The organism is Streptomyces sp. NPDC093544, from assembly GCF_040683495.1.
Classification (GTDB): domain Bacteria; phylum Actinomycetota; class Actinomycetes; order Streptomycetales; family Streptomycetaceae; genus Streptomyces.
In genome coordinates this window covers 273,285-299,519 of sequence record NZ_JBFBEA010000005.1, presented here as the reverse complement: position 1 = coordinate 299,519, position 26,235 = coordinate 273,285, and the positions used below count along the sequence as shown (strand labels likewise).

The 26,235-nt window shown below is 69.0% G+C and carries 20 protein-coding genes and 1 pseudogene; 6 read left to right on the top strand and 15 right to left on the bottom strand.

Translation table 11 applies throughout. From position 1 onward, the window contains the following. Positions 1 to 8: 8 nt before the first annotated feature. The 11 genes and pseudogenes from AB0N66_RS09570 to AB0N66_RS09520 form a co-directional block, all read right to left on the bottom strand. Positions 9 to 1,211 (bottom strand): DUF5624 domain-containing protein, encoded by a 1,203-nt coding sequence (locus AB0N66_RS09570; RefSeq protein WP_365430748.1) that lies wholly within the window; start codon positions 1,209 to 1,211, stop codon positions 9 to 11. Positions 1,212 to 1,309: 98 nt separating this feature from the next. Further along, a complete protein-coding gene (locus AB0N66_RS09565; RefSeq protein WP_365430746.1) occupies positions 1,310 to 2,410 on the bottom strand; it encodes a hypothetical protein in 1,101 nt (366 codons plus the stop codon). 119 nt (positions 2,411 to 2,529) lie between these two features. After that, positions 2,530 to 3,261: an ABC transporter ATP-binding protein gene (locus AB0N66_RS09560; protein ID WP_365430744.1), complete on the bottom strand. Its 732-nt coding sequence runs from the start codon at positions 3,259 to 3,261 to the stop codon at positions 2,530 to 2,532. Continuing rightward, complete coding sequence (locus tag AB0N66_RS09555; protein ID WP_365430742.1) at positions 3,258 to 5,090, bottom strand: branched-chain amino acid ABC transporter ATP-binding protein/permease; 1,833 nt, start codon at positions 5,088 to 5,090, stop codon at positions 3,258 to 3,260. Before AB0N66_RS09555 ends, AB0N66_RS09560 begins: the two co-directional genes overlap by 4 nt. Continuing rightward, positions 5,087 to 5,971 (bottom strand): branched-chain amino acid ABC transporter permease, encoded by an 885-nt coding sequence (locus AB0N66_RS09550; protein ID WP_365430740.1) that lies wholly within the window; start codon positions 5,969 to 5,971, stop codon positions 5,087 to 5,089. The genes AB0N66_RS09555 and AB0N66_RS09550 overlap by 4 nt, the downstream gene beginning before the upstream one ends. Then, positions 5,971 to 7,194: an amino acid ABC transporter substrate-binding protein gene (locus AB0N66_RS09545; RefSeq protein ID WP_365430738.1), complete on the bottom strand. Its 1,224-nt coding sequence runs from the start codon at positions 7,192 to 7,194 to the stop codon at positions 5,971 to 5,973. Before AB0N66_RS09545 ends, AB0N66_RS09550 begins: the two co-directional genes overlap by 1 nt. A gap of 423 nt (positions 7,195 to 7,617) precedes the next feature. Further along, the gene (locus AB0N66_RS09540) at positions 7,618 to 8,295 is read right to left on the bottom strand and encodes a GntR family transcriptional regulator (RefSeq protein ID WP_365430736.1); all 678 of its coding nucleotides are present in this window, start codon (positions 8,293 to 8,295) and stop codon (positions 7,618 to 7,620) included. A gap of 83 nt (positions 8,296 to 8,378) precedes the next feature. Further along, positions 8,379 to 8,983, bottom strand: a pseudogene (locus AB0N66_RS09535) (fumarylacetoacetate hydrolase family protein); the annotation flags it as partial. Beyond that, the gene (locus tag AB0N66_RS09530; RefSeq protein WP_365430734.1) at positions 8,984 to 9,223 is read right to left on the bottom strand and encodes a hypothetical protein; all 240 of its coding nucleotides are present in this window, start codon (positions 9,221 to 9,223) and stop codon (positions 8,984 to 8,986) included. It lies immediately after the preceding pseudogene. Positions 9,224 to 9,398: 175 nt separating this feature from the next. Next, on the bottom strand, positions 9,399 to 10,604 hold the full coding sequence (hppD, locus tag AB0N66_RS09525; protein ID WP_365430732.1) for a 4-hydroxyphenylpyruvate dioxygenase: 1,206 nt from the start codon (positions 10,602 to 10,604) through the stop codon (positions 9,399 to 9,401). Between the two features lie 267 nt (positions 10,605 to 10,871). Further along, positions 10,872 to 12,383, bottom strand: a complete 1,512-nt coding sequence (locus tag AB0N66_RS09520; RefSeq protein ID WP_365430730.1) for a glycoside hydrolase family 3 N-terminal domain-containing protein — start codon at positions 12,381 to 12,383, stop codon at positions 10,872 to 10,874. Positions 12,384 to 12,945: 562 nt separating this feature from the next. Between AB0N66_RS09520 and AB0N66_RS09515 the strand changes: the two genes are divergently transcribed. From AB0N66_RS09515 to AB0N66_RS09490, 6 genes are all read left to right on the top strand, one after another. Beyond that, the gene (locus AB0N66_RS09515; protein WP_365430728.1) at positions 12,946 to 14,010 is read left to right on the top strand and encodes a phytanoyl-CoA dioxygenase family protein; all 1,065 of its coding nucleotides are present in this window, start codon (positions 12,946 to 12,948) and stop codon (positions 14,008 to 14,010) included. Continuing rightward, positions 13,992 to 15,311: a DUF6271 family protein gene (locus AB0N66_RS09510; RefSeq protein ID WP_365430726.1), complete on the top strand. Its 1,320-nt coding sequence runs from the start codon at positions 13,992 to 13,994 to the stop codon at positions 15,309 to 15,311. Before AB0N66_RS09515 ends, AB0N66_RS09510 begins: the two co-directional genes overlap by 19 nt. An 8-nt stretch (positions 15,312 to 15,319) precedes the next feature. Continuing rightward, positions 15,320 to 16,498, top strand: a complete 1,179-nt coding sequence (locus AB0N66_RS09505; protein ID WP_365430724.1) for a type III PLP-dependent enzyme — start codon at positions 15,320 to 15,322, stop codon at positions 16,496 to 16,498. Next, the gene (locus AB0N66_RS09500; protein WP_365430722.1) at positions 16,495 to 17,097 is read left to right on the top strand and encodes a GNAT family N-acetyltransferase; all 603 of its coding nucleotides are present in this window, start codon (positions 16,495 to 16,497) and stop codon (positions 17,095 to 17,097) included. Before AB0N66_RS09505 ends, AB0N66_RS09500 begins: the two co-directional genes overlap by 4 nt. Continuing rightward, positions 17,075 to 18,265, top strand: coding sequence for an MFS transporter (locus AB0N66_RS09495; RefSeq protein WP_365430720.1), 1,191 nt, complete (start codon positions 17,075 to 17,077; stop codon positions 18,263 to 18,265). The genes AB0N66_RS09500 and AB0N66_RS09495 overlap by 23 nt, the downstream gene beginning before the upstream one ends. 656 nt (positions 18,266 to 18,921) lie before the next feature. Beyond that, positions 18,922 to 22,338 (top strand): CARDB domain-containing protein, encoded by a 3,417-nt coding sequence (locus AB0N66_RS09490; RefSeq protein WP_365430718.1) that lies wholly within the window; start codon positions 18,922 to 18,924, stop codon positions 22,336 to 22,338. Between the two features lie 113 nt (positions 22,339 to 22,451). Here AB0N66_RS09490 and AB0N66_RS09485 read toward each other — a convergent pair whose 3' ends face one another. From AB0N66_RS09485 to AB0N66_RS09470, 4 genes are read right to left on the bottom strand one after another with little or no spacing between them, the layout of a single operon-like run. Then, positions 22,452 to 22,988 carry a hypothetical protein gene (locus tag AB0N66_RS09485; protein WP_365430717.1) on the bottom strand — a complete coding sequence of 179 codons (537 nt, stop codon included), beginning with the start codon at positions 22,986 to 22,988 and terminating at the stop codon, positions 22,452 to 22,454. 53 nt (positions 22,989 to 23,041) lie between these two features. Then, on the bottom strand, positions 23,042 to 24,562 hold the full coding sequence (locus tag AB0N66_RS09480) for an aromatic amino acid ammonia-lyase (protein ID WP_365430715.1): 1,521 nt from the start codon (positions 24,560 to 24,562) through the stop codon (positions 23,042 to 23,044). Next, positions 24,559 to 25,494, bottom strand: coding sequence for a 3-hydroxyacyl-CoA dehydrogenase NAD-binding domain-containing protein (locus AB0N66_RS09475; RefSeq protein WP_365430713.1), 936 nt, complete (start codon positions 25,492 to 25,494; stop codon positions 24,559 to 24,561). The genes AB0N66_RS09480 and AB0N66_RS09475 overlap by 4 nt, the downstream gene beginning before the upstream one ends. Then, positions 25,491 to 26,213 carry a GntR family transcriptional regulator gene (locus AB0N66_RS09470; protein ID WP_365430711.1) on the bottom strand — a complete coding sequence of 241 codons (723 nt, stop codon included), beginning with the start codon at positions 26,211 to 26,213 and terminating at the stop codon, positions 25,491 to 25,493. The genes AB0N66_RS09475 and AB0N66_RS09470 overlap by 4 nt, the downstream gene beginning before the upstream one ends. Positions 26,214 to 26,235 lie beyond the last annotated feature (22 nt).

Below are 26,235 nucleotides of genomic sequence, written 5' to 3'. Positions count from 1 at the left end.
CTTTCTGGTCAGGCCGCCGCGGAGACGGAGCCGTAGGCGGGGTAGGGCTCGTCGTCGAGACCCGGGACGGTGACGGCGAGGGGGTCGTTGCCGTGTTCGATGAGCTGCTGGGCGGCGTAGTCGGTGACAGCGCCGGACAGCAACTGGCGGGGGTCTTCCATGACCAGGCGCAGCCGGGTGACGAGGGTGAACCAGTCCTTGGGCGAGCGGATACGGGGCTGTTCGGTGATGACCTCGTCGGCCCGGGAGACCGTCCGCTCGCCCAGGAGCCCGGGACGGTCGTCGCCGGGGGAGAACGCCGGATAGCCCTCGAACATCGCCGCGCCGAGCTCGACCGTCACCCTGGTGCCCGCCCACAGCTGCCGCAGCACCGGCTCCAGCGCCTCGACCTCACGGAGGTCGCCGCCGACGGGCGTCGCGAATCCGGGTGCGTGCGGGGCGATGTAGAGGCGTTCCAGCGGCAGCGTGTGCCGCGAGGCGGCCAGTACGGTGCCGGCGACACCGTTCGTACGCCAGGTCACCCCGGCGGTGGGGCGCCCTATCTGCCCGACGACGACCACCATGGTGCGGGCCCAGTCGATGTGCTGGCCGTCGCACCAGGCGATGAGCCGGTGCGCGTTGTCCATGCCGACCAGGAAGAACGTGGCGACCATGATCCGATTGAAGGACACCGCGAGGTCCGGGCCGTCCTCCAGATACTCCTCGCGCAGTGTCCGGTGGTTGAGGCAGGACGACGGGTCGGCCAGCGCACGCAGGAGATACCGCTCGGTGACGGCGCAGGCGTAGTCGACCATCGTCGCGATCGCCTCCTCCCGGCCCCGGTGGGAGACGGCAGCGATCCGGTCGCGCCACAGGGCCGTGCTGTTGGCCGCCCGCGAACGCCGTACCTGGTGCAGCAGCTTCTCGGCATCGGCCCGCCACACCCCGCCGGGATCGTGGCCGTACAGCTCCACGAGCGAGGCCAGCGCCGTGCCCAGATGGGAGACGGCGGCCAGTTCCTTGAAGCCGCGGTTGCTCAACCGATAGGCGAGGACGGTCGGTGGCCGGCCGTCGCCCGGGTACAGCGCCATGTCCGCCCCGGTCACCACGAGCAGGGGATCGCTCGCATGAGCCCGGGCCGCGGCTGCGCGCAGATGCGCGCCGATGGAATCGGGGCCGGCTGTGTATGCCTTGAACAAGTCGATGAGTTCGGGGGACTCGTGGTCAGACATGTCGGTCTCTCTTTCGCAAGGCAAGGGGCCGACGCGGCCAAGCGGGGCTTGACCGGCCGTTGCTCGGGCTTCAGTCCGGGAGCCGGTGGACGCGGCTTTCAGTCCGTGAAGCGGTAGACGCGGCTCTCGGCGGCGAAGCGCAGGCCGGCCGTCAGCGCGTTGGTCTGCACGATCAGCGGGCCTGGGGTGCTGTCCAGTACGGCGAGGTCGGTGCCGCCCGTAGTGGGGAACTCGTCGACCACGTCCAGCCGGTCCCCGACCCACCGGTAGATCTGCGACAGCAGCGCGGCCGTGGGATCGGTCCGGGGGCCCTGAATGAAGTTGACCCGGATCACATAGAGCCCACGGGCGGTGCGTACGACGGCGAGTTCCCGCGCGCCCGCCCCCGCGAGCTTCTGGTGCTCCACGAACCGGTCCGCCGCGGCATCCCAGCGCAGCACCCGCGAACCGTCGTCGATACAGGCCACCACCAGGTACGTACCGCTGCCGCCCGGGTCGTCGAACGTGGCGAACGCCCGGCCCGCTGACGGGGCGAGGTCCTGGTGGGGGACGAACTCCGCCCCGTCCCACCGGTACAGGACGCTCGGCACGACATGGTCGGCGTGGGCGAGCATGGTGTGCCCTCCCACCGTGAACGCGTGCCAGTTGTACGCCCACTCGGAGGGGATGTCCTGGAAGTGGGCGAAGCGTGTGCCGTCCCAGGCGTAGATGACGGACGGCCGGTTCTCCTCGGCGTGTTGGGGGAGCGCGACTCCCTGGGCCAGCGCGAGGAAGTGCCGGCCGTCGACGGTGAAGTACCGCCACTGCTTCGCGGCGAAGGAGTCGAACGTCTGAAAGGGCACGAACCGTGTGCCGTCCCATTCGAAGACCGTGGACGGCACGGTGTAGTCGTAGGGCCCGGCTCCGGTGCGGATGCTCGCCACCGCCAGGAAGTCACGGTCCCCGATCGTGAAGGACTCGGCATCCTCCCCGCCGGGTGCCTCCAGGGTTCCCCACGGCTCGAACCGGTCCTCGTCCCGGCGCAGCAGCAACAGCTCGGTCTCGCTGTCGCCACCGTTGATATGGGCGGGCGTACCGGGGACGTCGTAGGACAGTTGGGGGATCGCGAGCAGCTCCAGACCGCCGACGCGGACCGGCTCCGCGGCGCGGGCCCCCGAGGTCAGAATCGTCTGGATCAGGCTCAGGTATGTGCTGGTCATGGCAGCCTTCCGGCGCTAGCAGGGCTACTTCTCATCGGACGGCGGCGGGCTACCCCGGCCCATCCGTGGCAGGACGGCGGTCACCTCGGCGCCGATGGTCCCGATCCGCGGCGGCGCGCTCATGACGCCTCCTGCTTGGGAGCGGCTCCGAAGAACAGCTGGGCCATGTCCGGGTCGGCGAGCAGTGCGTCGGCGGCGCCGGTGTGCAGGACGCGGCCGCCTTCCATGACGACCGCGTGGTCGGCGAGGGTGAGGCCGAACCGTACGTTCTGTTCGACCATCAGGACGGTGACTCCTTCCTGGTTGAGCGTGGTGACGGAGTCGGCGAGCTGCTTGGCGGCCTTGGGGTCGAGGCCGAGCGTCGGCTCGTCGAGGAGGACGACCCGGGGGCGCAGCATGAGGGCGCGTGCGAACTCGACGGTGCGGCGCTGACCGCCGGACAGGGACGCGGCCTTGTCGTCGGCGCGCTCGGCGATGAGCGGGTAGAGGTCGGTGATCTCCTCGTACCGGCGTCGGTTGCGCTCGCGTTCCTTGCGGTTGACGTAGGCGCCGAGCATGACGTTCTCGCGCACGGTCAGGGACGGGAACAGCCCGTGGTGCTGGGGCACTTGGACGACTCCGCGGCGCAGGATCTCCGCGGGGGAGTGCCCGCCGATCTCCTCGTCGCCGAGCAGGACCTGGCCCCCGCGGGGGCGCAACAGCCCACTGCACGCTTTGAGTACGGTCGACTTTCCCGCTCCGTTGGGGCCGACGATGCAGGTGATGGCGGATTCGGCGGCGGTGAAGTCGACGCCGCGCAGGATGTCGCCGGCGCGTCCGTACCCTGCCACCAGATTCCTGAAGGTGATCATGAGTTGGCTCCCGTGGTGGCCGGGGTGTTGCCCGGTCCCGGCGTGTGGTCGCCGAGGTAGGCGTCCAGGACGGCGGGGTCCTGTTCGATCTGTCCGGGGGGGCCGCTCGCGATGACGTGCCCCTGGGCCAGGACGTGGATGTGGTCGCACAGCGACAGCACCAGCGGCATGTTGTGCTCGACGATCACCACGGTCGTGCCGGCTTCGTTGAGCTTGCGGACGATGCCGCTGAGCCGTTCCACGAGTGCCGGGTTGATGCCGGCGGCCGGTTCGTCGAGCAGGAGTACCTCGGGCTCCAGCATCAGGGCCTGGGCGAGTTCGACGAGCTTCTGCTGCCCGTACGACAGGTCGCCCGCGCGGTGTTCGGCGTACGCCTCCATACCGACGAAGTCGAGCCACTCGCGGGCCCGCGCCGCCTCCTTGCCGCTGATCGCCGAGGCGGCAAGACCCGCGGTGGAGAACGTGCGGCTGGGTACGGCGAGGTTCTCCACCGCGGTGAGCTGAGGGAAGACCCTGGTGGCCTGGAAGGTGCGGGCAAGTCCCGCGTGGGCCCGCTGCCAGCGCGGCAGTCGGTCGATACGTCGCTCGCCCAGGTGGATGCTGCCGGTGTCGGCCGCGAGACTGCCGTCGAGGAGGTTGAACACCGTGGTCTTGCCGGACCCGTTGGGCCCGATCAGTCCGGTGATGGAGCCACGTTCGACGGTGAACGAGCAGTCGTCGACGGCGCGCACGCCACCGAACGCCTTGCTCAGGGTGGCCACTTGGAGCAGCGGGCCCTGTGCCGTCGAAGGGGTGCGGGCACGGACCACGGCGGCCGGAGGCAAGGTGTCGGGAACCGCGGTCAGTCGGGTGCCGGCCACCGCCTGCGGCCCGGTGCGGCGCCGACGGGCCACCCAGGCGGCGCCCTCGGTGAGCATGCCCTTGGGGAAGAACAGGACGATCGCCGCGAGCAGGGCACCGTAGATGATCAGGCGCCACGAACCGGCGTCCGGGCCGCTGAGGGTCTGGTTGGTGAGCTGGTTGAGCGCCTCCAGCAGGAACGCGCCGAGCACCGGTCCCCACAGCGTGCCCACCCCGCCGAGGTGGGCGGCGAGCACGATCTGCATGGCGATGACGATGTCGAACATCGACGCCGGTTCGAGGAAGGCGATGTAGTAGGCGTAGACGCCGCCGGCGACACCGATCGGGAAGGCGCTGGCCGCGAACGCGAACATCTTGTAGCGGTCGGTGCGCAGCCCGATGCCGTCCGCCTTCGACTCGTCGTCGCGGATCGCCATCAGCCCGATACCGAACTTGGAGCGGCGGATCGCCCACGAGCCACAGACGGTCAGCGCGAGCAGCGCCAACAGGTAGTAGTAGAAGGGCCAGTTGAGATACGCCCGGTCCCAGGTCGGCAGCGGCAGCGCGAGCCCGTGGTTGCCGTTGGTCAGCGATCCCCAGTTGGACACCAGCAGCGCCGTGAACTCCAGGAAGGCGAAGCTGATGATGACGAAGGCGATACCGCGGGTGCGCCGGCCGACCAGTCCGAGGACGACGGCGGAGGCAGCCGCGACGACGCCGCCCACGGGAGCGGCCAGCAGCGGGGAGATGCCGGTGTGGATGGACAGCAGCGCGGTGGTGTAGGCGCCGACGCCGAGGAAGGCGCTCTGCCCGAGCGAGATGTAGCCGGCGTAGCCGGAGATGATGTTCCAGCCGGAGGCCATGACGGCCAGCAGGAACCCCATGATCGCCATGTTCTGGACATAGGCGTTGTCGTTGACGAGCGGGAGGATGGCGAGGCCGACGGCGGCGAGACCGATCCCGTACGCCCGCAGGCGGTTGATGGTCATGCGCGGCTCATGTCCTCTCGCAGCCGGGTGCCGAGCAGGCCCTGCGGGCGGACCACGAGCACCAGGATGATGGCCAGATACGGGACCGCGGCCGCCCAGTCGGGCGCCACGTAGGTCGAGGTCAGCGACTCGGCGACGGCGATGACCAACGCACCGAGCACGCTGCCGGGCAGGCTGCCCATGCCGCCGAGCACGATGATGGCGAGCGTCAGACCGATCCAGTGGTCGGCCGAGCTCGGCATGAACGGGTACAGCAGACTCAGCAGCGTCCCGCCCGCGCCCGCCGCCGCCACGCCCAGCGCGTAGGCGGCGGCCCACACGGAGCGGACCTCGATGCCGATGAGCCGGGCGCCCTCCGAACTGGACGCGGTGGCCTGGATGGACCGGCCCAGCCAGGTGTGGCGCAGCAGCAGGTACAGGCCGGTGAGAACCACGGCGGCGACCAGGCAGGCGTACACCTGGGCCTGCGGAAACTTCAGCCCCAGGGCGGAGAAGGAGCGGTTGGCGTAGCCGGGAGTGACCGACTTCGGTTCGTTTCCCCAGATCAGGGCGATGACGCCCTTGGTGACGAGCGTGAGGCCGAAGGTCGTCACCAGCGCCATCGAGGCGTCGGTGGTCCGTGACCGCTCGATGAAGATGTAGTACGTGGCCCAGCCGACGACCAGCAGACACGGCGTCGTGATGAGGACCAGGAGCAGGGGGTCGATGCCGGTGGCGTTCCACAGCGAGTACGTGAGGTAGGCGCTGAGGATCAGCATGCCGCCCTGGGCGAGGTTGACGACCTTCATCACGCCGAAGATGAGGTTCATGCCGGAGGCGACCAGGGCGTACACGCCGCCGACCAGCAGGCCCAGCACCAGAGCCTGGAAGAACGTACCCACTACGACCACCCGGGCTTGGGGTTGACCGCCTTGTCGACGGTCTTCTGACTCGCCGGGGCGACGAACTCGAACTTCCCGTTCTGCCACTGGGCGAGCAGCATGTTGCCGTCCGGGACCCCGCGCTCGTCCCACTTCAGCGGGCCCACGATGGTCTGCACGGTGTGCGAGTGGAGCCAGTCGGCCAGCTTGTCCTGGTCGAGACTGCCCACGCCCTTGACCGCGGCCTCCAGCACCTGGCCCGCCGTGTACGCGTTGGCGGCGTCGTCACCCGGAGCCGTGCCGTAGGCCTTCGTGTACGCGGCCACGAACTCGGCGTTGCCCGTGTAGTCGGCCTTCGGGCTCCAGGCGGCCGAGGTGAAGATGCCCTCGGTGTTCGCCGCGCCGATCGCCTTGGGATAGGAGTCGATGAGGCTCGGGGCGTTGGTCTGGAACATCATCTTGGGGCTGAACTGCTGCTTCTGCAGAGCCTTGACGAAGCCCGCGCCGTCGTTGGCCGCGACAGCGCCGTGAATGATCAGGTCGGGCTTGGCCCGTGCCACGGCGCTGGCTATGGAGTCGAAGTTGACGGTGTCCGGCGCGTACTTCTCGCTGTAGACCGTCTTCACGCCGAGCTTGGTGAGTTCCTTGCGGAACTCCTCGACGGTGACATCGGTGTTGGGGTCGTCCTGGGTGGGATAGGCGGCCGTCTTCGGCCGCTCGGCGGCCGGCAGCGACTTGATGTACTGCACGAACTGCTCGGGCAGGTCCAGCGAGGTGCTGGGCTGCGCGAAGAACAGGTAGTCGTAACCGCGGTTGAAGATCTCCTCGGCGCCGCCGGAGGGCTCGACGTAGAGCATCTTGTTGCGCTCGGCCACGGCGGAGGCGGGCAGGTTGAGCTTCGACGAGAAGGTGCCGAGCAGCAGGTCGGAGCGTTCCTGGCTGATGAGGCGGTTGTAATTGGTGACGACGGTGTTCTGGTCGAAGCCGTCGTCGAGCACCTTCAGTTCGACGTCACGGCCCAGCAGCCCGCCGTCGGCGTTTAGCTGTTCGAGCCACACCTTGTACCCCTCGTACGCGGGCTTGGAGGCATCGGCGACGGGGCCCGACAGCGGCAGTGAGGCACCGATCTTGATCGCTCCGCTGCTCGAACCCGACCCCGATCCGCACGCGGTGGCGAGCAGCAGCACCGCCGCCGTCGCACTGAGCAGGGCTGAGTGGCGTCCGCTTCGGCCGATTCCTGGCATGACATTCACCTCAAGTTGGTGATCGTGATGGCGGTTCACATGGACGGCCCCTCGGACCGGTGCCGTGCCGGATGGCACGGACCAGGACTGAAGGCGGCGACCGGAAGTGGTGACGGCTCGTCAAATGCAGTTCCGGAGGCGACCGTTGGCGCCTGTCCCTTGTGCGTGGAACGTCTCCCCAGGCGTGCAGGCGACGCCCGACCGTGGGTGGTGACGGCTGGGGGTGCCCGCAGGCACCCTTGCCCTTGATGTGCAATGTATACATTGCACATCAAGGGTCGACAAGGGATCGGACAAGGGTTGCGGCAAAAAGCTCTACTCGCCGGTAGCTCTGGGTTCAGGCTCGGTGAAGCCGTCCGGTTCGCCGGCTGCGACGGCAAAGCGGCGCGGTGCCATGAGGGCAGGCAGACGTGTACCGCTACCTCAGTTGTGACCTTCTCCGTACATCTCCGCTGCCTCTCGTGCGTGCTCGGCCGCGGCGGCCTCCGCCCTCGGCGGGTCGCCGTCGACGATGGCACTGACGATCGCGTCGTGCTGACGGGGTGTCAGGTCCTTGCGCCGGTGGATGTTGCTGAGGCTCACGATGGCGAACCGGGCCCAGATGCGGTCGAGCGTGTCCTCCAGCAGAGGGTTGCCCGAGAGGCGGGCCAGCATCATGTGGAAGTCGAGATTCGCGTGCCAGGCCCCTGCCGGGTCGCCGGCCGAGGCCTGCTCCTCCACCCGGCGCGAGGCCTCCTTGAGTCCAATGAGCTGCGCGGGGGACAACTGGCCGTCGCGCTGTGCGGTGGCGGCGAGCTTGGCGGCCAGCGCGTCCAGTGCGCCGTGCAACTGCGTCGCGTGCACCATCTCCTGCGGGGAGAGCGAACTGACCACCACGCCCCGGCCCGTCGAGGTCACCAGGCCGTCGCTCTGGAGTCGGCGCAGCGCCTCGCGGACCGGCGTCCTGCTCATGCCGAGGTCCTCGCAGATACCCAGCTCCGTCAGCCGGTCGCCGGGCGTGTAGTGCCCGTCGATCAGCCGCTCGCGCAGCCGCCGGTAGGCGAGTTCGGCTTGGTTGTGCAGCCCTGGACGTTCTTCGGGACGGTCACCGGAAGAAAGCATGTACAACGTATACATTGCATTCAGTCATGGAGGCAATGCCATGCCCGACCGGGCTCATGACCGGATGGTACGCCCGCCCGGGGTCACTGCCTGGCGGTGTGGATCCGGCCGGTGACTTCGCCCAGGCCGATACGGCCCCCCCCGCGGGTCCGGGTGCGGTGCCGCTGAGGGTGACCTCGTCGCCGTCTTCAAGGAAAGCGCGCGCGGAACCGTCGGACAGGGCCAGGGGGCGGGCGCCACCCTCGGTGAGCTCGATGAGGGAACCGCATTCGTCGGCATGGGGGCCGCTGACAGTGCCCGACGCGTAGAGGTCGCCGGTGCGGGTGGAGGCCCCGTTGACCGTCATGTGAGCCAGCATCTGTGCGCCGGTCCAGTACATCGAGGCGAACGGGGGCGTGGAGATGAGGCAACCGTTGAGGCGGACCGTCAGGTTCAGGTCCAGTCCCTGTTTGCCGGTGTCGGCGAGATACGGCAGCGGCTCGGGATCGCGAGCGGGCGGGGTGGTCCAGGCGGCGTCCAGAGCGTCGAGCGGCACGATCCACGGAGAGACCGATGTGGCGAACGACTTGCCCAGGAACGGTCCGAGGGGGACGTACTCCCAGGCTTGGAGGCCGCGCAACGACCAGTCGTTGACCAGGCAGATCCCGAAGACGCGGTCACGGAAGTCGGCCGCGGACACCGGCTCTCCCTAGCGCAAGAGCCCCGAAGCCACCTCGCCCGTCTTCGGTCCCGGTCGGCGTGTCCACAGGGGCGGGTGACGGGCGTGCCTGACACGACCACGGTGCCGGCCCGGCACGGCCGCGAGATCCAGCACCTGGGCGCCCACCCGGACCCCCGCCCGCGGGGCGCCGTCGCGCGGGGAGAACACCCCGTAGGGCAGATTGCTGATCCCGAACAGGTCGTCGGTCGGCAGGTCCAGCCAGGTCATGGGGCGTCACTTCCGGTGTCTGAGGCGTGGTGGTGGGCGGGCCGGGCAGCCCTGGACGGACCCAGTCGGCGACACGGGCGGACCAGGTCGGGGACCGGGGCGGACCAGGCCGGCGACCGGATCGTCCGGTCGGCCGTCGCGGTGTGCTCCCGGTCAGAAGGCGGTGTGTTCCCGGTCAGAAGTTGCCGCGCCTGGCCTGCTCGCGCTCGATCGCCTCGAACAGGGCCTGGAAGTTGCCCTTGCCGAAGCCGAGTGAGCCGTGCCGCTCGATGAGCTCGAAGAAGACGGTGGGACGGTCACCGATCGGCTTGGTGAAGATCTGCAGCAGATAGCCGTCCTCGTCCCGGTCCACGAGGATGCCCCGCCGCTGCAACTCCTCCACCGGCACCCGCACTTGGCCGATCCGGGCGCGCAACTCAGGGTCCTCGTAGTACGAGTCGGGGGTCGCGAGGAATTCCACTCCCTCGGCGCGCAGGGCGTCGACCGAGGCGATGATGTCGTTGGTGGCCAGCGCCAGGTGCTGCGCTCCGGGGCCTTGGTAGAACTCCAGGAACTCGTCGATCTGCGACTTCTTCTTCGCCACGGCCGGCTCGTTGAGCGGGAACTTCACGCGGTGGTTGCCGTTCGCCACCACCTTGCTCATCAGCGCCGAGTACTCGGTGGCGATGTCGTCCCCGATGAACTCGGCCATGTTCGTGAAGCCCATGACCCGGTTGTAGAAGTCCACCCAGTCGTCCATCTTGCCGAGTTCGACATTGCCCACCACGTGATCGAGGGCCTGGAAGATCCGCCTAGGCGCACCGGGCCGCTTCACGTACGAGGACGAGCGGGCCACATAGCCCGGCAGGTAGGGCCCGTTGTAGCGGGACCGGTCGATCAGCGTGTGCCGAGTTGTCCCGTACGCGGCGAGCGCGGCCCGGCGCACGGTGCCGTTCTCGTCGCTGACGTCGTGCGGCTCCTCCAGGATCGTGGCGCCCTGGGCCCGAGCGTGCCGGACGCACCGGTCGACGTCCGGTACTTCGAGCGCGATGTCGCTCACGCCGTCGCCGTGTTCGCGGTGCGCGTCGGCGAGGGCGCTGGCCGGGGCCACGGCTCCCTTGAAGACGAAGCGGATGGCTCCGCTGCGCAGCACGTACGCCTGATGGTCACGGTTGCCGGTCTCGGGGCCGGAGTAGGCGACCAGCTCCATGCCGAACGCCGACTGATAGAAGTGGGCGGCCTGCGTGGCGTTGCCCACCACCCACTCCACCGCGTCCCAGCCCGTCACGGGGAACGGGTCGCTGTTCTCGTCGTACTCGACCAGGCCGACCAGCTGCTGAAGCTGTGTCAGGTCCAGCTCGGCCAGGCGCTCCTGGCTGGTGAGAGTCTGCTCGATGCTCATGACGGAGCTCTCCTTCAGGCGAAAGCGGAAAGACGGACCGTCCCGGGCGTACCGAAGTCGCAGCCCGCGATGACAGACAGCACAGCTCCTGAAGCCAGCCTGTGCAAGAGTTGCGTGGAATGCTGAGCAGACTGCCCAATCTGCATAGCTGAGACGGCTCTCTGCTGAACAGAATGTCCAGCGATATACGGCGGAATGTGGCGGACACAGGTACGCCGGTCCGCCCCTGTGTCACAGGGGCGGACCGGCGTACCCGGAGCCCACGGTCTAGCGGGCCCCCACCAGCACCTCCGCGGCGGCCACCCCGGAGGCGGCGGTAGCACCGTGGGTGAAGATCTGTAGCGCTCCCGGGACCGCGGCGCCCGGCAGACCCATCTCCACGACGATCGCGTCGGGACGCGCCGCGATGAGGTCCCCGAGGGCGCGGGCCATCCACTCGTGCCGGGAGGCGTCCCTGACGACGACGACCAAGGGACGACCTGTGGCCGATTCCAGCGCGCAGGCCTCCGGGGCGGTGGTCAGCGAGTGCAGATCCTGCTGCCCTACACGGACGATGGTCGTGCCGGGGAGCCGTTCGAGCAGCGGGGCGGCGACACCCCACGGGGTTTCCTTGCCGATGGCCAGGTTGGTGGTGGCCACGAATTCCACGACGTGAGGTGCGGCGGACAGCGGCAGGGCGTCCTGGACCGCTCCGGCCAGCCGGATGGCGCGGCGGGCGGCCGCGAAGCCGATGTCGCTGCTGATCGTGTCGACGGTGTCGGCCTGGGACAGACCGGCCGACCAGTTGGCGAACTCCCGGACGCGCCCGGCCGCTTCCTCGAGCCGGTCATGGCTGAGGTCGCCGCGGACCACGGCGTCGACGAGAGCGCCGGCGAGCAGGCCGACGGTGGCCTCCTCGGCGTTCTCGCCGCCGACACAGATCGCGTCGGCACCGGCGATGACCGCTCGCACCGTGGCGCCGTCGATTCCGTAGAGGTCGGCGACGGCACCCATCTCGATTGCGTCTGTGACGATCATGCCCTCGAAGCCGAGTTCCTGGCGGAGCAGTCCGTCCAGGATGCGCGGGCTGAGCGTGGCGGGCAGGTCGGGATCGTACGCGGGGACCAGCAGGTGGCCGCTCATCACCGCGCGAACACCCGCGTCCAGGGCGGCCCGGAACGGAGGCAGGGCCTGGGCGGCTATCTCGTCGCGGTCGGCACCGTAGGTGGGCAGGCCGTGGTGGGAGTCGACGGCGACGTCGCCGTGGCCGGGGAAGTGCTTGGCGCAGGCGGCGACTCCGGCCGACTGAAGCCCCCGGATCCACGCGGCGGTGTGCCTGGACACGACCTTCGGGTCGACGCCGAAGGACCTGACCCCGATGATCGGGTTGTCCGGGTTGGAGTTGACGTCCGCGCTGGGTGCGTAGTCGAGACTCACTCCGGCGGCGCGCAGTTGGCGGCCTAGGCCGGCGGCGACGGACTCGGTCAGTTCGGTGTCGTCGACGGTTCCGAGTGCGAAGTTGCCGGGCCGGGTCGAGCCGGTCGCGGACTCGATCCGGGTGACGTCGCCGGCCTCCTCGTCGATCGCGATGATCAACGCGGGGTTCTCCGCGCGTAGTTGCCCGGACAGCTCGGCGACCTGTTCCAGCGAGACGATGTTGCGAGCGAAGAGCACGACGGACGCCAGTCCGTCACCGATCTCGCGCAGCACCCAGGCCGGTGCCTCGGTGCCCACGAACCCCGGCTGCAGGACGGAGAGCGCCAGCCGCCGCAACTCCTTGCTGTGCTTGCTGGAGACCATCGAGTGCCTTCACCTTTCGAGTAGAGCCCGCGCATCCGTGCCGCCGATGTACGCATCGAAACGGCGACATGAATTTGGTACAGACCAATGGGATTTCCGCCCCAGGCTAACCGCCCGTGTCAAGAGGTGTGTTGGGCTGGAGCCGGGCGTGGCCCAGGGGTCTGTTGTGCGAGGTGACCGCCTTCCCGGTGTACGAGGTGACCGCCTTCCGGCCGCTTTGAGCTGACTGTGGAGGTAGGCGTTTTGAGGGCGACACGCACTCAAAGACCTGTTTGACATGGCGAGTTGGTCTAGTCCAAATTAGTGGGGCGCGAGTTCGAAGAGGGGCTGGTGTGGCACCTGATGCAGTGACCCTGCAGGCCGGCCATTTCCCTTTTCCTGCTGTGCGACGTGCGCTGCTTCCGGCTCCGTCGCACAGCGCCGGTGCGCGTCCGGACGTGAGGCGCACAGACCGTCGCATGTCCGGATCCACGTGGCGAACGTGCCGCACGTCATCGGTGACCGCGTTTCCGTCCTCGTAGACACATCTGTCGACGGGGAAGACCGAGGTCTGGAGCACTGCATGCCCACGCCTGACCGATATCTCCATCGAGCTGCTTCTCGCGTCCCCTACTTCAGTGCGGACGCCGAGACGTATCTGGCGCAGACCCCTCTGCGTGATCTGAAGAAGACCGTCCCGCTGAGGGTGCTGTCCGAAGAGGACTTCGCCTCATGGCAGACCTATGGCTACGTCATCGTGAAGCAGGCCATACCCGCCTTGGCGGCCAGGAACCTGCTGGACTTCACCTGGGACTTCCAAGGGCTCGACCCCGATCGCCCGGACACCTGGTACGAGGAGCGCAAGTACCGCTCGGACCTGGACCGGGACCTGCACATCTACGGATTCGTCGAGGCGTACCACCACCAACTCCTCTGGGACAGTCGCCAGACGCAGCGGGTCTACGACGCGTTCGTCGACGTATGGGACTGCGAAGAGCTGTGGGTCACCCTCGACCGGCTCAACCTGAACCCGCCCAACGTCAAGAACCGCGACCGGGCCCTGATACCGCGCACGGACGAGGGTTTCGACATCGAGCTGCACTGGGATGTCGACACCACACTCGGAATTCCGCCGCAGCGCGTCCAGGGGATCATCGCGCTCAACGACATCACGCCGGAACTCGGCGGCTTCCAGTGCGCTCCCGAGCTGTTCCGGCAGTTGGACCGCTGGAAGGCACTCCAGGCGGACGACCGTGACCCGATCCGGCCCAGGATCGACCGGGACGAGTTCCCCGTCGTACGACCGGAACTCAAGGCCGGCGACCTGCTGATATTCAACGGCCTGTTGGCACACGGAGTGGCCCCCAACACCTCCCAGAACGGCGTACGGGCGGCGCAGTACCTGTCGATGATGCCGGCGCTGGACTCCCACCAGACCCTCAGGCGTTCACGGGTCGACTCGTGGCGCAACCTCAGCACACCGGACTGGAACGCGACGCTGCTCGGCGACTCCAGGCTGCACGAATCCCTGCGGTACGACAGGGCCATCCTCGACGAACTGGGCGCCAAGTTGCTGGGCCTTACGCCCTGGAACGGTGCGGAGCTGGACGAGCCGGTCGGAGAAGCGGCATGCGCCGAATATGCCTGACCCTTCCCACCAACAGACCGTGTTCCGCGACGATCGAGGCCATCGGTGAGGAAGCGGCCTACGCGGCCGAGCACTTCGACGCCGAGGTGCATCTGCTGATCCTCGACTCCTGCGAGGCAGCCGCCTACGCGGAACACGCCGAGACCGTGCGCCGCCTCCCCGCCAGTGAGCGGATCGTCGTCCACCACATCGACGAGGCACAGCAACGGGACTTCCTCCAGCGGGTGATCGGCCGGGCCGGGACCATGAAGCCCGACCTCCTGCTCGACCTGATGCTCCCCGACGGCCTCTCCTACGGGGCCTGCACCAACCGCGCGTTCCTCATCGCTGTCGCGCTCGGCTGCGAGTCGGTGCACCGCAGGGACTCCGACAGCCGCTACCAGGTCGTGGACGGCGAGACCGTCTTCCCCATCCATCACGAGCTCACGGCTCTTGGCAGACGCGCGGCCGAAGTCGCTCCGCATGTCACCGAGAACGCGCTGGCCGCGCAGCACGAGGACAAACGGGTCGCGATGGTCGGCAGCTCCTTCGTGGGCGAACTCTCCGTGGACATCGGCGACATACTCCGGATCGACCCCGACGTCTACTACGACCTGGTCAGCCTGTGGGCACCCGCCCACTGGTCCCGCGAGATGAAGCAGGAACTCGTCGACGACTCCTTCCGGGGGGCGGGCACGGACCCGTTCGTCGAGGACCACTCGACGCTGGCCCTCGTCGACCCCATGCGCGTGGACATGTGCAACATCAGCTTCCACGGGGTGCACGAACGCGTGCCGCTGCCGCCCGCCACCGACACGATCGGCAGCGACTACTTCCTGATCCACCTGGTCCACGACGCCGCCCTGCCCGGCGTGCTGCACAACCGGAACATCGAGAACTTCTACACCGGCGAACGAAGAACCGACGCCGGGTTCAGGGCGTACCAGATGCGCTACGTCAAGTTCCTGCTGTCGATGCTCTACTTCAACTCCATCTACGACCAGATGGCCGAGGCCGGCCCGGCGTTGCTCGACGACGCGGGACAGGTACGCGCGTCGGTCGTCGCCCGGTTGGCGAGCGAGAGCACGCGGCTCGACCACACCGAGAACGTCCAGCGCCTGGACGCCCTCGACACCGCGTACCGCAAACTGGGCGGCAGCTACGCCGAGTTCGCCGACCTTCTGGCGACGCGGCGGGAACGTCTCCTCGACGAAGCACGCAGCGACATCGAGGACTTCGCCCTTCTGGCCGAGGCATGGGACTCGATGGTGCGGGTGGCTCGGCGCACCCCCGTACACCCGTCACCCGGGCGGCCGGGGTGAGCGAGACCATGACGCATGCGTCCGCATCCCTGCTCGACGCACTGGCTGCCGCCGACGAGGACCGGATCGTCCTGGACCTGGCCGGAATCGAGGACTGCTACGAGACGCTGCGGCGCGAACTGCCCGGAGTCCTCGTCCGTTTCGCCATGAAGGCCTGTCCCGTGGACGAGGTGCTCGCCTGTCTGGCGCAAAAGGGCGCCGGAGTCGACGGGGCAAGCCCGCGTGAACTGGAGCAGGCGCTGCGGACGGGGGTGCCGGTCGGCCGCGTGCACTACGGCAACACCGTCAAGTCCGACCGGGACATCGCCGACGCCTACCGTCTCGGCGTAAGGGACTTCGCGACCGACAGCCTGGAGGACGTGGCGGCGATCGCGGCCCATGCTCCAGGAGCACGGGTGTTCTGCCGACTGACGACCACCGGTGAAGGCGCTCTGTGGGGCCTCAGCAACAAGTTCGGCTGCTCGCCCGCCGACGCGGTGCGGGTGCTGGAGGCGGCGCGGGAGCTCGGCCTGACACCCTCGGGCCTGTCCGTGCACGTCGGTTCCCAGCAGATGACGGCGGACGCCTGGCACAGCGCCGTCGAGTGCGTGGCGGACGTCCTGACCGAGCTGAGCAGCCGCGGGATGACCCTGGATCATGTCAACCTCGGTGGCGGTCTTCCGGCGCTCGGATACCTCGACAGGTTCGGCATGCCGCTGGAGCCGCCGATGGACAAGATCTTCGCCGTGATCCGTGAGGGAATGCGGTACCTCAGGGGCGTTCACGGAGACCACCTCGAGTTCGTCATGGAGCCGGGGCGCTATCTGGTCGCCGACCATGGAGCCATCCGGGCCCAGGTGGCCCGGCTGTCCGAGCGGCAGGGACCGAACGGCGAGCGTCAGTACTGGCTCTATCTGAGCGCCGGCAAGTTCAACGGCCTCTACGAGATGGACGCGCTGCAGTACCGGCTGGTGTTCCCCACGCACCGTGACGCCGAGTGCGTTCCGGCCGTCGTGGCGGGCCCCACCTGTGACAGCGACGACGCCTACAACCATGAGCGCGGCCTTGTCGACGTACCCAAGGACCTGGCGTCGGGGGATCCGGTCTGGGTGCTGTCCAGCGGCGCCTACTCGATCAGTTACATGACCCAGGGCTTCAACGGTTTCGCTCCGCTCCCGTACACCCTGACGAACGCGGGTCGCCCGTGAGTGACGTACACATACGCTCCATCACGGACGCGGACTGGGACGGCATCGTGGCGATGGAGTCCCGCGCCTACACCGGACTCGGCCTGACGGAGGGGAGCGCGGCGCTTCGGGCCAGGGCGGGTGTCTCGCCGAGCACGTGCTTCGTACTGGACGTCGGGTCCGGGCCTGCCGGTTACCTGCTGGCCATGCCCTATCCGGCCTTCCAGTACCCGGACTTGGAGCGGACCGAGGAGCCGGTGTTCGTGCCGCGCCCGGCGTCCGCCGCCGGCAATCTGCATCTGCACGACATCGTTATCACGGAGGAGCTACGCGGCAGGGGACTGGCCCAGCGCCTTCTTCACCACCTCACGCTGACGGCCCTCTCGCGCGGGGACGAGCGGATCTCGCTGATCGCCGTGGGCTGCAGCGACAGGTTCTGGTCGGCGCGCGGGTTCACCGCTCACCCGGGGATCTCTCCCGGCGGTTACGGCACGAACGCCGTCTACATGTCCAAGGCGGTGCCGACCGACCTGGATGCACAGCCTGAGCCGACCGGCGTGCTGCCGCGCGGCCCCTCCGCCCCGACCAAGCGAGCTGATGTGCGTGTCCCGTGTCCATGACCCCTCTGTCCGTACTCATGACCCCTTTGTCCGTGCTCAGTTGGCGATCGCCGCGCTGTTCTGTTCCCTCGGCTTCCAGTACGCCACCTGGGCCGCACGGATCCCCGCCATCAAGGCGGATCTCGGCCTGACCGCGGCCGAGGTGGGGGTGCTGCTGATGGCGGCGGGGATCGGCGCGGTGGCGTCGTTTCCGCTGGTCCCGGTCCTCATGAAGCGGCTGGGTTCGGCGCGGCTCGCACTCTTGTCGACCCTCGCCCTGACCCTCCTGCTCCTGGGGCTGGCCGCGGCGCCGAACTATCCCGTCGCCCTGCTGGTCATGTGTGCCGACGGCGTCTTCGTGGGATGCCTGAACGTCGCCATGAACGCGCAGGGAGCAGCCCTTGAGGCACGGTACGAGCGCAACACCATGGCCAGACTGCACGCGACCTTCAGCGGCGGTTCCCTGCTCGCGGCACTCCTCGCCTCCGGAATGAACGCGGCGACCTCGTCGGTCGCGGCGCACTTCGGCGTGGCGGCCGTGATCCTTGTCCTGCTGACCGCCGGCGCGCGCCCCGGACTTCTCGCCGAGGACGCGCGTACCGAGGAGAAGGAGAAAGAAGAGAAGAGCCGTAGCCGCTGGACCCTTCCGTCCCGCATGACCTTGTGGATGTGCCTCGCCATGGCGTTCGGCACTGTGACAGAGGGCTCCATGAACGACTGGTCCGCCCTCTACATGAAGGACGTGGCCAAGGCGTCGGCGGAGCTCGCGCCTCTGGGCATCGCCGTGGTGGCGGGCATGATGGTGGTGGCCCGCCTCTTCGCCGACGGCTGGCGCAGCCGCTGGGGCGACGGACGTGTCGTCGTACTCGGCAGCGCGCTGGCCGCCGCCGGGCTGGCCTTCGCCCTCGTCAGCGGGGGAGTGGTGCCGGCCCTCATCGGGTTCGCCTGTGTCGGACTGGGATGCGCGGCGGTGACCCCGTGTGTCTACGTGGCCGCTGCCAAACAGGGTTCGGACGCGCTGGCCCTTGTCGCCGCCATGGGCACGACGGGCCTGCTGGCCGGCCCGCCGTTCATAGGTTTCGTGGCGAATGCCAGCAGTCTGGTGTGGGGTCTGGGCGTGGTCGCGGCCGCGGCACTCGTGGTGTCCCTGTGCAGCACGCAGATCCGCTGGACTCCGGTGAGCGGCTGACCCGTTCCGCCCGGGCCGCCCTCGACGCGCAGGAAATGACACTCCGGCCCTGCGGCCGGAGTTGGCCTGTATCCGTCGGGGGCGGCCCGCTCTGCGCAGGTGATTTGGGGCACCGGTCTGCACCGGTGCCCCGAGCAGCTCGACAGACTCCTCGGTCTGCTCAATCTTCCGATCAATCTTCCGAACGACGGGTCCTGTCGGCGACCCCCGCGGATGACCGCGCTTGCTCCGGGACCGGTTGACACTGCGCCGGGCCGTGACCGTCGTGGGGCTCCGTGGATCCCCAACTCCCCCCGCCCGCCGGGCTACGCCATGCGACCGGCACGCGCGACACCCAGCTGAGGGCCACCTGTCCCAGCTCTCTCCCCGGCACCAGATCACCCCACGACGACACGTCGTGCGCATGCCATTGACAAAAGGAACCGAAGCCAGAAATCTGTCCTGCGAGAGCAAAGAGCCGATCGAATCACGCAAATTAACGACTGCCTAGCGGCAATCCTCGGCAGACGGGCTGCGATCCGTCCCTGCCACCTCGCTACCTTCGCGCTTCACCGCTGACTTCCCGGCCCCCGGCCGGCCCCTCTCCATCTCTCGCAGCACGCCATCTCTCGCAGCACGCTCCCCCCGTCGTCCCCCTGCCATGGAACGAGGACGCCATGAGACGGAAGCGATTCGGCCTACGGACGACCATCGGCCTGCTTTTGGCCGGTCTGGTCACCGTCGGTTTCCAACCCAGCACCGCCGGCGCCGCACCGGCGGCCGTCCGCGGACCCAACCTGGCGCTCGGCAAGAGCGCCACGGCCAGTGGAACCCACAGCGGCTATCCCGCCACGAACGTCACCGACGGCAGCCAGCTGAGTTACTGGGAAGGCCCGGCCGGGTCGTTCCCCCAGTCCATACGCGTCGATCTCGGCGGCACCGTCGAGGCCAACCAGGTCGTCCTGAAGCTGCCCACCACCTGGGAGGCCAGGACCGAGACCCTCGCCATCGAGGGCAGCACCGACGGCTCCACCTTCACGTCCCTGTCCGGTTCGGCCGCGCGTCGCTTCGACCCGTCCGGAGCCAACACGGTCACCGTGGACTTCACCGCCCGCAACGTGCGCCACGTCCGCGTGTCGGTGACCGCCAACACCGGCTGGAGCGCGGCCCAGTTGTCCGAGGTCGAGGTCTACGGCACCGATGACGGGGGTGAACCCGAGGAGCCGCCCGTCGACGGGACCAACCTCTCGCTCAACAAGCCGATCGAGGCATCGTCGTCGGTCCAGTCGTTCACGGCGACCAACGCCAACGACGGGCAGGTGGGCACCTACTGGGAGTCCAACGGTCAGCCCGCGACGCTGACGACCAAACTCGGTGCGAACGCCGACCTCAGCGGAATCACCGTGAAGCTCAACCCGGACGCGGCCTGGGCGACCAGGACACAGAACATCCAGGTCCTGGGACGCGAGCAGTCCGCGAGCGGATTCACCTCGATCAAGGCCGCCGCCGACTACACCTTCAACCCCGCCTCGAACGCCAACTCGGTCACGATCGCTGTCAGCGGCCGGTACGCGGACGTGCAGTTGAGGTTCACGAGCAATTCGAGCGGATACGGCGCGCAGGTCGCGGAGTTCGAGGTCATCGGCGCCGCGGCCCCGAACCCCGACCTCGTCGTCACCGACCTGACCTGGACGCCGGCATCACCCACCGAGTCGGACACCGTCACGGTCCAGGCGACCGTGCGTAATTCCGGTACGGCAGCCGCCCCCGCCACCACGGTGAACGTCAGCCTGGACGGCACCGTCGCAGGCAGCGCCCCGGTCGGCGCACTCGCGGCGGGCGCCTCCCAGACCGTTTCCGTGGCTGTGGGCAAGCGGGCCACGGGCAGTTACACGGTCTCCGCCGTGGTCGATCCGACGGACACCGTGCCCGAACTGGACAGCACCAACAACAGCCGTACCGCGGCGACCAAGTTGACCGTCACCCAGAGCCCCGGGCCTGACCTCGAGGTCACCGGCATCACGACCAACCCGGCCAGCCCCGCAGCCGGCGCGTCCGTGTCCTTCACCGTCGCGGTGCACAACCGGGGAATCTCGCCCGCGTCCGCGGGTTCCGTGGCACGCATTCAGGTGGGTAGCACCACACTCAACGGCACAGCGGGTGCGATCGCCGCGGGTGCCACCGCCAACGTCACGATCAGCGGCACGTGGACCGCCACGAGCGGTGGAAGCGTGCTCACCGCGACCGCGGACGCCACGAACACCGTCACCGAGACCAACGAGAACAACAACATCTTCTCCCGCTCGATCGTGGTCGGCCGCGGTGCCGCGGTGCCGTACGTCGAGTACGAGGCTGAGGAAGGGACGTACCAGGGAACCCTTCTGACGACTGATCAGCTGCGGACCTTCGGTCACACCAACTTCGCCACCGAGTCGTCGGGTCGCGCCTCCGTCCGCCTCAACTCCACCGGACAGTACGTGCAGTTCACCTCCACCAGCCCGGCCAACTCGATCGTCGTACGCAACTCGATCCCGGACGCGGCGGGCGGCGGGGGCATCGACGCCACCCTCAGCCTCTACGCGAACGGCACCTTCGTACGGAAGATCAACCTGAGCTCCAAGTACAGCTGGCTGTACGGCAACACCGACTCACCCGAGGGGCTCACCAACACCCCGGGGACCGACGCGCGCCGACTCTTCGACGAGTCGAACGCGCTGCTCACGCAGACCTACCCGGCGGGCACCACCTTCCGGCTGCAGCGCGACGCGGGCGACACCGCATCCTTCTACATCGTCGACCTGATCGACCTGGAGCAGGTGGCCCCGCCCGCCGCCCAGCCGGCCGGCTGCGTCTCGATCACGCAGTACGGTGCGGTGCCGAACGACGGCATCGATGACACGGACGCCATCCAGCGTGCCGTGACCGCGGACCAGAACGGGCAGATCGACTGCGTGTGGATCCCGGCGGGCCAGTGGCGCCAGGAGCAGAAGATCCTCACCGACGACCCGCTCAACCGCGGCGAGTACAACCAGGTCGGCATCAGCGACGTCACCATTCGTGGTGCCGGCATGTGGCACTCGCAGCTCTACACACTCACCCCGCCGCAATCTGCGGGCGGCATCAACCATCCGCACGAGGGCAACTTCGGGTTCGACATCGACGACAACACCAAGATCTCGGACATCGCCATCTTCGGCTCGGGCACCATCCGGGGCGGCGACGGCAACGCCGAGGGCGGGGTCGGTCTCAACGGCCGGTTCGGCCAGGACACGAAGATCACCAACGTGTGGATCGAGCACGCCAACGTCGGCGTGTGGGTGGGCCGCGACTACACCAACATCCCCGAGCTCTGGGGGCCGGGCGACCGGCTGGAGTTCACCGGAGTCCGGGTCCGCAACACCTACGCCGACGGCATCAACTTCGCCAACGGAACCCGCAATTCAACGGTGGAGAACTCCTCGTTCCGCAATACCGGTGACGACGCCCTCGCCGTGTGGGCCAGCAAGTACGTCAAGGACCAGGCGGTCGACATCGGCCACGACAACCACTTCCGCAACAACACGATCCAACTGCCGTGGCGGGCCAACGGCATCGCCGTCTACGGCGGCTACGGCAACACCATCGAGAACAACCTGATCTACGACACCATGAACTACCCGGGCATCATGCTGGCGACCGACCACGACCCGCTGCCCTTCTCCGGGCAGACGCTCATCGCCAACAACGGGCTGTACCGCACGGGCGGTGCCTTCTGGAACGAGGATCAGGAGTTCGGAGCCATCACCCTGTTCGCCCAGAACCTCGCCATCCCCGGGGTGGTCATCCGTGACACCGAAATCCGAGACTCGACGTACGACGGCATCCAGTTCAAGACCGGCGGCGGCACCGTGACGGCCCAGATCTCCAACGTCACCATCGACAAGTCCAACAACGGATCCGGCATCCTCGCCATGGGAGGCGCCCGCGGCAGCGCCACCCTCAGCAACGTCACCATCACCAACTCGCGCGACGGGAACATCCTCACCGAACCCGGCTCACAGTTCGTGATCAACCAGAGCGTCACGAGCAACGGCCTTCGGCCCCCACTGCCGTAGGGGATCCCCGGCCACAGAACCAGACTTGATGGGCTCGCTCCGGAAGGGAGCGGGCCCATCGGGCTGGGACCGAAACCGGTCGCAGCGTCAGGGCAAGGGGCGTACTCGGGCGATCACGGGCCGATCGCGTTGAGCGCGTCGAGCAGACGAGGGCTCGCGGGCGAACCCTCCTCGGGGTCCCCGGGCGTGCGATGGAGTTCGCCGTCGATGATCTCGTAGTGGCCGATGGCCTGGATGGGCGGCGAGTAGACGTGGATGGTGACGGCGCCGGCGTCGTGGTCCATCCGGTGGACACCCGATCCCGGGAACGCGAACGACTCGCCGGGCCCGTACCGGCGGGCGCGGCGCGGGCCGCCCACCGGCAACCCCTCCTGCCAGGCGGCGCCTTCGATCACGTGCACGCCGACGCAGGACCCCTGGTGGTCGTGGTAGCCGGTGTCGCGCGACTCCCACCACGTGTTGAGCCACGCTTCGGAGTTCTCGTTCCGCCACAGCAGTACGTACGAACCGGGCCCGGAGCGGTCGAGCGCGGCGGTGTCGACGAACGCCGCGGCGCGGCGGGCCCGGTCCGCGCATTCCTCGGGCAGGAACGGGCACTCGGACACGCCGAGTTCGGTAAGGGCGATGGTGTCGATCGGGGCCGGGTTCATGGTCATCCCCTTGTGCCGAGTACGTGGTGAACGGTTCGGTTCCAGATGTTCTGCTAGGGGAGTTCGTCGCCTGCGAGCCAGTCCTCCAGCGCGTCGATGTCGCCGTCCGGGGCCTCGCCGGCGCCGACGAACGGGACCGCGCGCCGGGTCGCCGTATAGGCGCGTCGGGTCCCCTCGCCCAACTCGCCGGAGTGCCCGCGCAGGTCGACCGCCTGAGCGCCGCACATGAGCTCGACGGCGGCCAACCGCAATGCCATGCCGGCCATTTCGTGCAGACGGCGGGCCGCGGCGGGAGCCATGGTGATCCGGTCCTCGATACCGGCCGCGATTCCGCTGGTGGGCTGCTCCAGAGTGACGGGCTGTGCGAGCAGGCGAGCCTCCCCGGCCAGGCTCGCCGCGCCGTTGGCGAGGATCGCCAGGCCGTCGTCGGGCGCGGTGGGGTCGGCGCGGAGCCCGTTCGGCAGACCGGTGAAGGCCGAGTCCAGCAGTTTCTGGACCCGCTCGCCCGCGATCGTGACCGCCTGGGCGAGTCCGAGCCGCGCGTAGTCGAGCGCGATGGCGACAGGGGCGATGTCGTGGTTGCCGGTGGAGATGGCACGGTCCTCGTCGACGAGCATGATCGGGCTGTCGCCGGACGAGGAGAGTTCGATCTCGACGGCGTGGCCGCAGTGCGCGAGTGCCTGGCGGGCCGCCCCGTGTGTCTGCGGCACCACCTTGAACGCCAGCGGATCCTGGATGGAGCGGGCCGGCCGGGCGCCGGTCAGCAGGGCGCCGCCCGACAGCAGCGCGCGCAGTCGGCCGATCGTCTCGTGGGCACCCGTGTACGGGCGCACTCCGGCGACTGCCGGGTGGATGGAGTCGACGTTCCCCGTCAGGCCTTCCAGGGACAGCGCCGCCGACACGTCGAGTGCCCGGACGGCCCGGGTCGCCCGCTCCAGGGCCAGGCAGGCGATACCGACCGAGAAGGCGTTGCTGTTGACGACGGCCCCCGCCTCGCGCGGGCCGAGTTCGATCGGGGTGTAGCCGTGGGCGATCAGCGCGGCGCCGTCCGGGCCGTGGCCGATGAGCGCCAGGCCGATCTCGGCGAGTTGGCTCAGGTCGGCCTGCCCGATCGAACCGAGCAGGTGCACGCGCGGCGTCACGCCCGTGTCGAGCGCCTGGCAGTACGCGTCGGCGACCTCGGCCCGCACACCGGCGACACCGACGGCGAGGCCCGCCGCCCGAATGACCATGGCGGCCCTGACGAATTCCGCGGGCGCGGGCTGCCCGTGCCCCACGCGGTGCGCGCGCAGCAGCAGGGTCTGGAAGGCGGCCTGCCGGTCGGCCCTGATCGGCTCGGTCTTGATCGCGCCGACGCCGGTGTTGAGTCCGTACACCGTGTCGCCACGGGCCAGCACGCCCTCAAGTCCCGCGCGCGAGACGCGCATCCGCGTTCGAGCCGCATCTCCGAGGACAACGCGACGGCCGTGCGCCACCGCCACCACGTCGGCCGGGCTCAGTGGCTGGTCACCCAGGACGACGGCGTCGTCGATCGGTTCTTCTCCGGTGGTCACCGGTTCCGCGATGGATGTCATTGTTCGTCCTTCCGCCGGTGATCTGCCAGTAGGGCGAGCACCGCGTCGCGTCGCAGGGCGACCTCGCGCGCGGCGCCGGGCGGATAGTCGCCCAGCAGTCCTCGACCGCCCTTCATGCCGGTGGCGCCGCTGCGACGCGTCTCACGAAGCAGCTCCGGTACGCCGGTCGAACGGGCCAGTTGAGGGAACAACTGCTCGGCCACCGCCTCGTGGACATCGAGTCCCGCCGCGTCCATGGACGCGAACGGGCCGATCGCCGCCCAGCGCGCACCGAGGCCTGCGACGACGGCGCGGTCGACGTCGGCCACCTCGCAGACGCCCTCCTCGACCAGCGCGTAGGCCTCTCGCAGCAACGCGTACTGGAGGCGGTTGGCCACGAAACCCGGGTGGTCGCGCCGCAGAGTGATCGGCTCCTTTCCGATGGCCCGCGAGAGCGAGGCGAGCCGCTCCAGGGTTTCCGGCGCCGTCAGCGGTCCGCCCGTCACCTCGACCAGCGGGACGAGTTCGGCGGGGTTGAACCAGTGCCAGCCGGCGAAGAGTTCCGGTCGCGTCAGGCCTTCGGCGAGCTCCGCCAGCCGGAGCGAGGAGGTGTTGGTGGCCACGATTCCGTCGTCCGGGACGAGCGACTCGGCGTGTGCCAGGGCGACGCGTTTTGCCGCCATGTCCTCGGCTATCGATTCGACGACGAGCGCGAACGGCCCGGGCGCCTCACCCACCAGGACCGTCGCCGGCCGTACGGATCGAGGCGGCACCTCGGCGAGTCCGACGAGCCGCTCGACCCGCCCGGCGATCTCGTCCCGGGCGGCCGCGGCTGCTTCCGGGCGGCGCACAAGCACGACCGTCTCGACGCCCGCGGCGGCGAAGCGGGCGGCGATGCCGGTGCCCATGGCGCCGCCGCCGATGACCAACGCCCGGTCGGGGAGGGTACTCATCCCCAGAATCTCTGGTCGTCGAGGTGAGCGAGCAGGATCTCGCCCGCCGCGCGCACGTGGTCGCGCATCACCTTGCGCGCGGCCTCCGGCGTTCGGGCGTGGAGTGCGGCGGCGATGGCCTGGTGCTCGGTCACATTCATGGTCGTCATCGCCGTCTCGTCATGCGCGATGACCCGCCAGACCGAGTCGCGGGGAAAGACGCTCTGGAGCGCCTGGATGGACTCGGTCAGGCGCCGGTTGCCGGCGGACCGGTGGATCAGATCGTGGAAAGCGGTGTTCGCCTCCGTCACGGCCGCGTCGAGCTCCGCGTCGTCGACGCGCCCGGCCGATCCGACGGCTTGGGTGAGGCGTTCCTGCGTCCGCTCCAGATCGTCCAAGTCCTCGGCGGAGGCACGGTCGCAGGCGAGTGCGCACGCGAAGCCCTCCATCTCGGCACGGAGTTCGTAGACCTCGACGAGCTCCGCCCGGGACGGGGTGCGCACGGTCGCGCCGCGGTTGGGCGCCAGTTCGACGAGGTTGAGTGCCTGCAGTTGGCGCAGCGCCTCGCGGATGGGCGTGCGGCTGACACCGAAACGCGCGGCCAGTTCCTCGTGTTGGAGACGGGCGCCGAACGGCAGCCGCCCGTCGAGGATGTCGGCGCGCAGCCGGAAGGCGATCTCGTCGGCGAGGCTCGCGACGGCGAGCGTCTCCCCTTGAGCAGGGGGTGGTGGCGGGCACATGCTCGGATACTAGATTGGATCC

Bases quoted from the DNA above. Each gene is read 5' to 3' on its own strand.
- AB0N66_RS09555 (WP_365430742.1), bottom strand. From the start codon at position 5,090: ATGACCATCAACCGCCTGCGGGCGTACGGGATCGGTCTCGCCGCCGTC.
- AB0N66_RS09565 (WP_365430746.1), bottom strand. From the start codon at position 2,410: ATGACCAGCACATACCTGAGCCTGATCCAGACGATTCTGACCTCGGGG.
- AB0N66_RS09485 (WP_365430717.1), bottom strand. From the start codon at position 22,988: ATGAACCCGGCCCCGATCGACACCATCGCCCTTACCGAACTCGGCGTG.
- AB0N66_RS09540 (WP_365430736.1), bottom strand. From the start codon at position 8,295: ATGCTTTCTTCCGGTGACCGTCCCGAAGAACGTCCAGGGCTGCACAAC.
- AB0N66_RS09570 (WP_365430748.1), bottom strand. From the start codon at position 1,211: ATGTCTGACCACGAGTCCCCCGAACTCATCGACTTGTTCAAGGCATAC.
- AB0N66_RS09510 (WP_365430726.1), top strand. From the start codon at position 13,992: ATGCGCCGAATATGCCTGACCCTTCCCACCAACAGACCGTGTTCCGCG.
- AB0N66_RS09475 (WP_365430713.1), bottom strand. From the start codon at position 25,494: ATGAGTACCCTCCCCGACCGGGCGTTGGTCATCGGCGGCGGCGCCATG.
- AB0N66_RS09560 (WP_365430744.1), bottom strand. From the start codon at position 3,261: ATGATCACCTTCAGGAATCTGGTGGCAGGGTACGGACGCGCCGGCGAC.
- hppD (WP_365430732.1), bottom strand. From the start codon at position 10,604: ATGAGCATCGAGCAGACTCTCACCAGCCAGGAGCGCCTGGCCGAGCTG.
- AB0N66_RS09530 (WP_365430734.1), bottom strand. From the start codon at position 9,223: ATGACCTGGCTGGACCTGCCGACCGACGACCTGTTCGGGATCAGCAAT.
- AB0N66_RS09520 (WP_365430730.1), bottom strand. From the start codon at position 12,383: ATGGTCTCCAGCAAGCACAGCAAGGAGTTGCGGCGGCTGGCGCTCTCC.
- AB0N66_RS09480 (WP_365430715.1), bottom strand. From the start codon at position 24,562: ATGACATCCATCGCGGAACCGGTGACCACCGGAGAAGAACCGATCGAC.
- AB0N66_RS09515 (WP_365430728.1), top strand. From the start codon at position 12,946: ATGCCCACGCCTGACCGATATCTCCATCGAGCTGCTTCTCGCGTCCCC.
- AB0N66_RS09490 (WP_365430718.1), top strand. From the start codon at position 18,922: ATGAGACGGAAGCGATTCGGCCTACGGACGACCATCGGCCTGCTTTTG.
- AB0N66_RS09495 (WP_365430720.1), top strand. From the start codon at position 17,075: ATGTGCGTGTCCCGTGTCCATGACCCCTCTGTCCGTACTCATGACCCC.
- AB0N66_RS09545 (WP_365430738.1), bottom strand. From the start codon at position 7,194: ATGCCAGGAATCGGCCGAAGCGGACGCCACTCAGCCCTGCTCAGTGCG.
- AB0N66_RS09505 (WP_365430724.1), top strand. From the start codon at position 15,320: ATGACGCATGCGTCCGCATCCCTGCTCGACGCACTGGCTGCCGCCGAC.
- AB0N66_RS09470 (WP_365430711.1), bottom strand. From the start codon at position 26,213: ATGTGCCCGCCACCACCCCCTGCTCAAGGGGAGACGCTCGCCGTCGCG.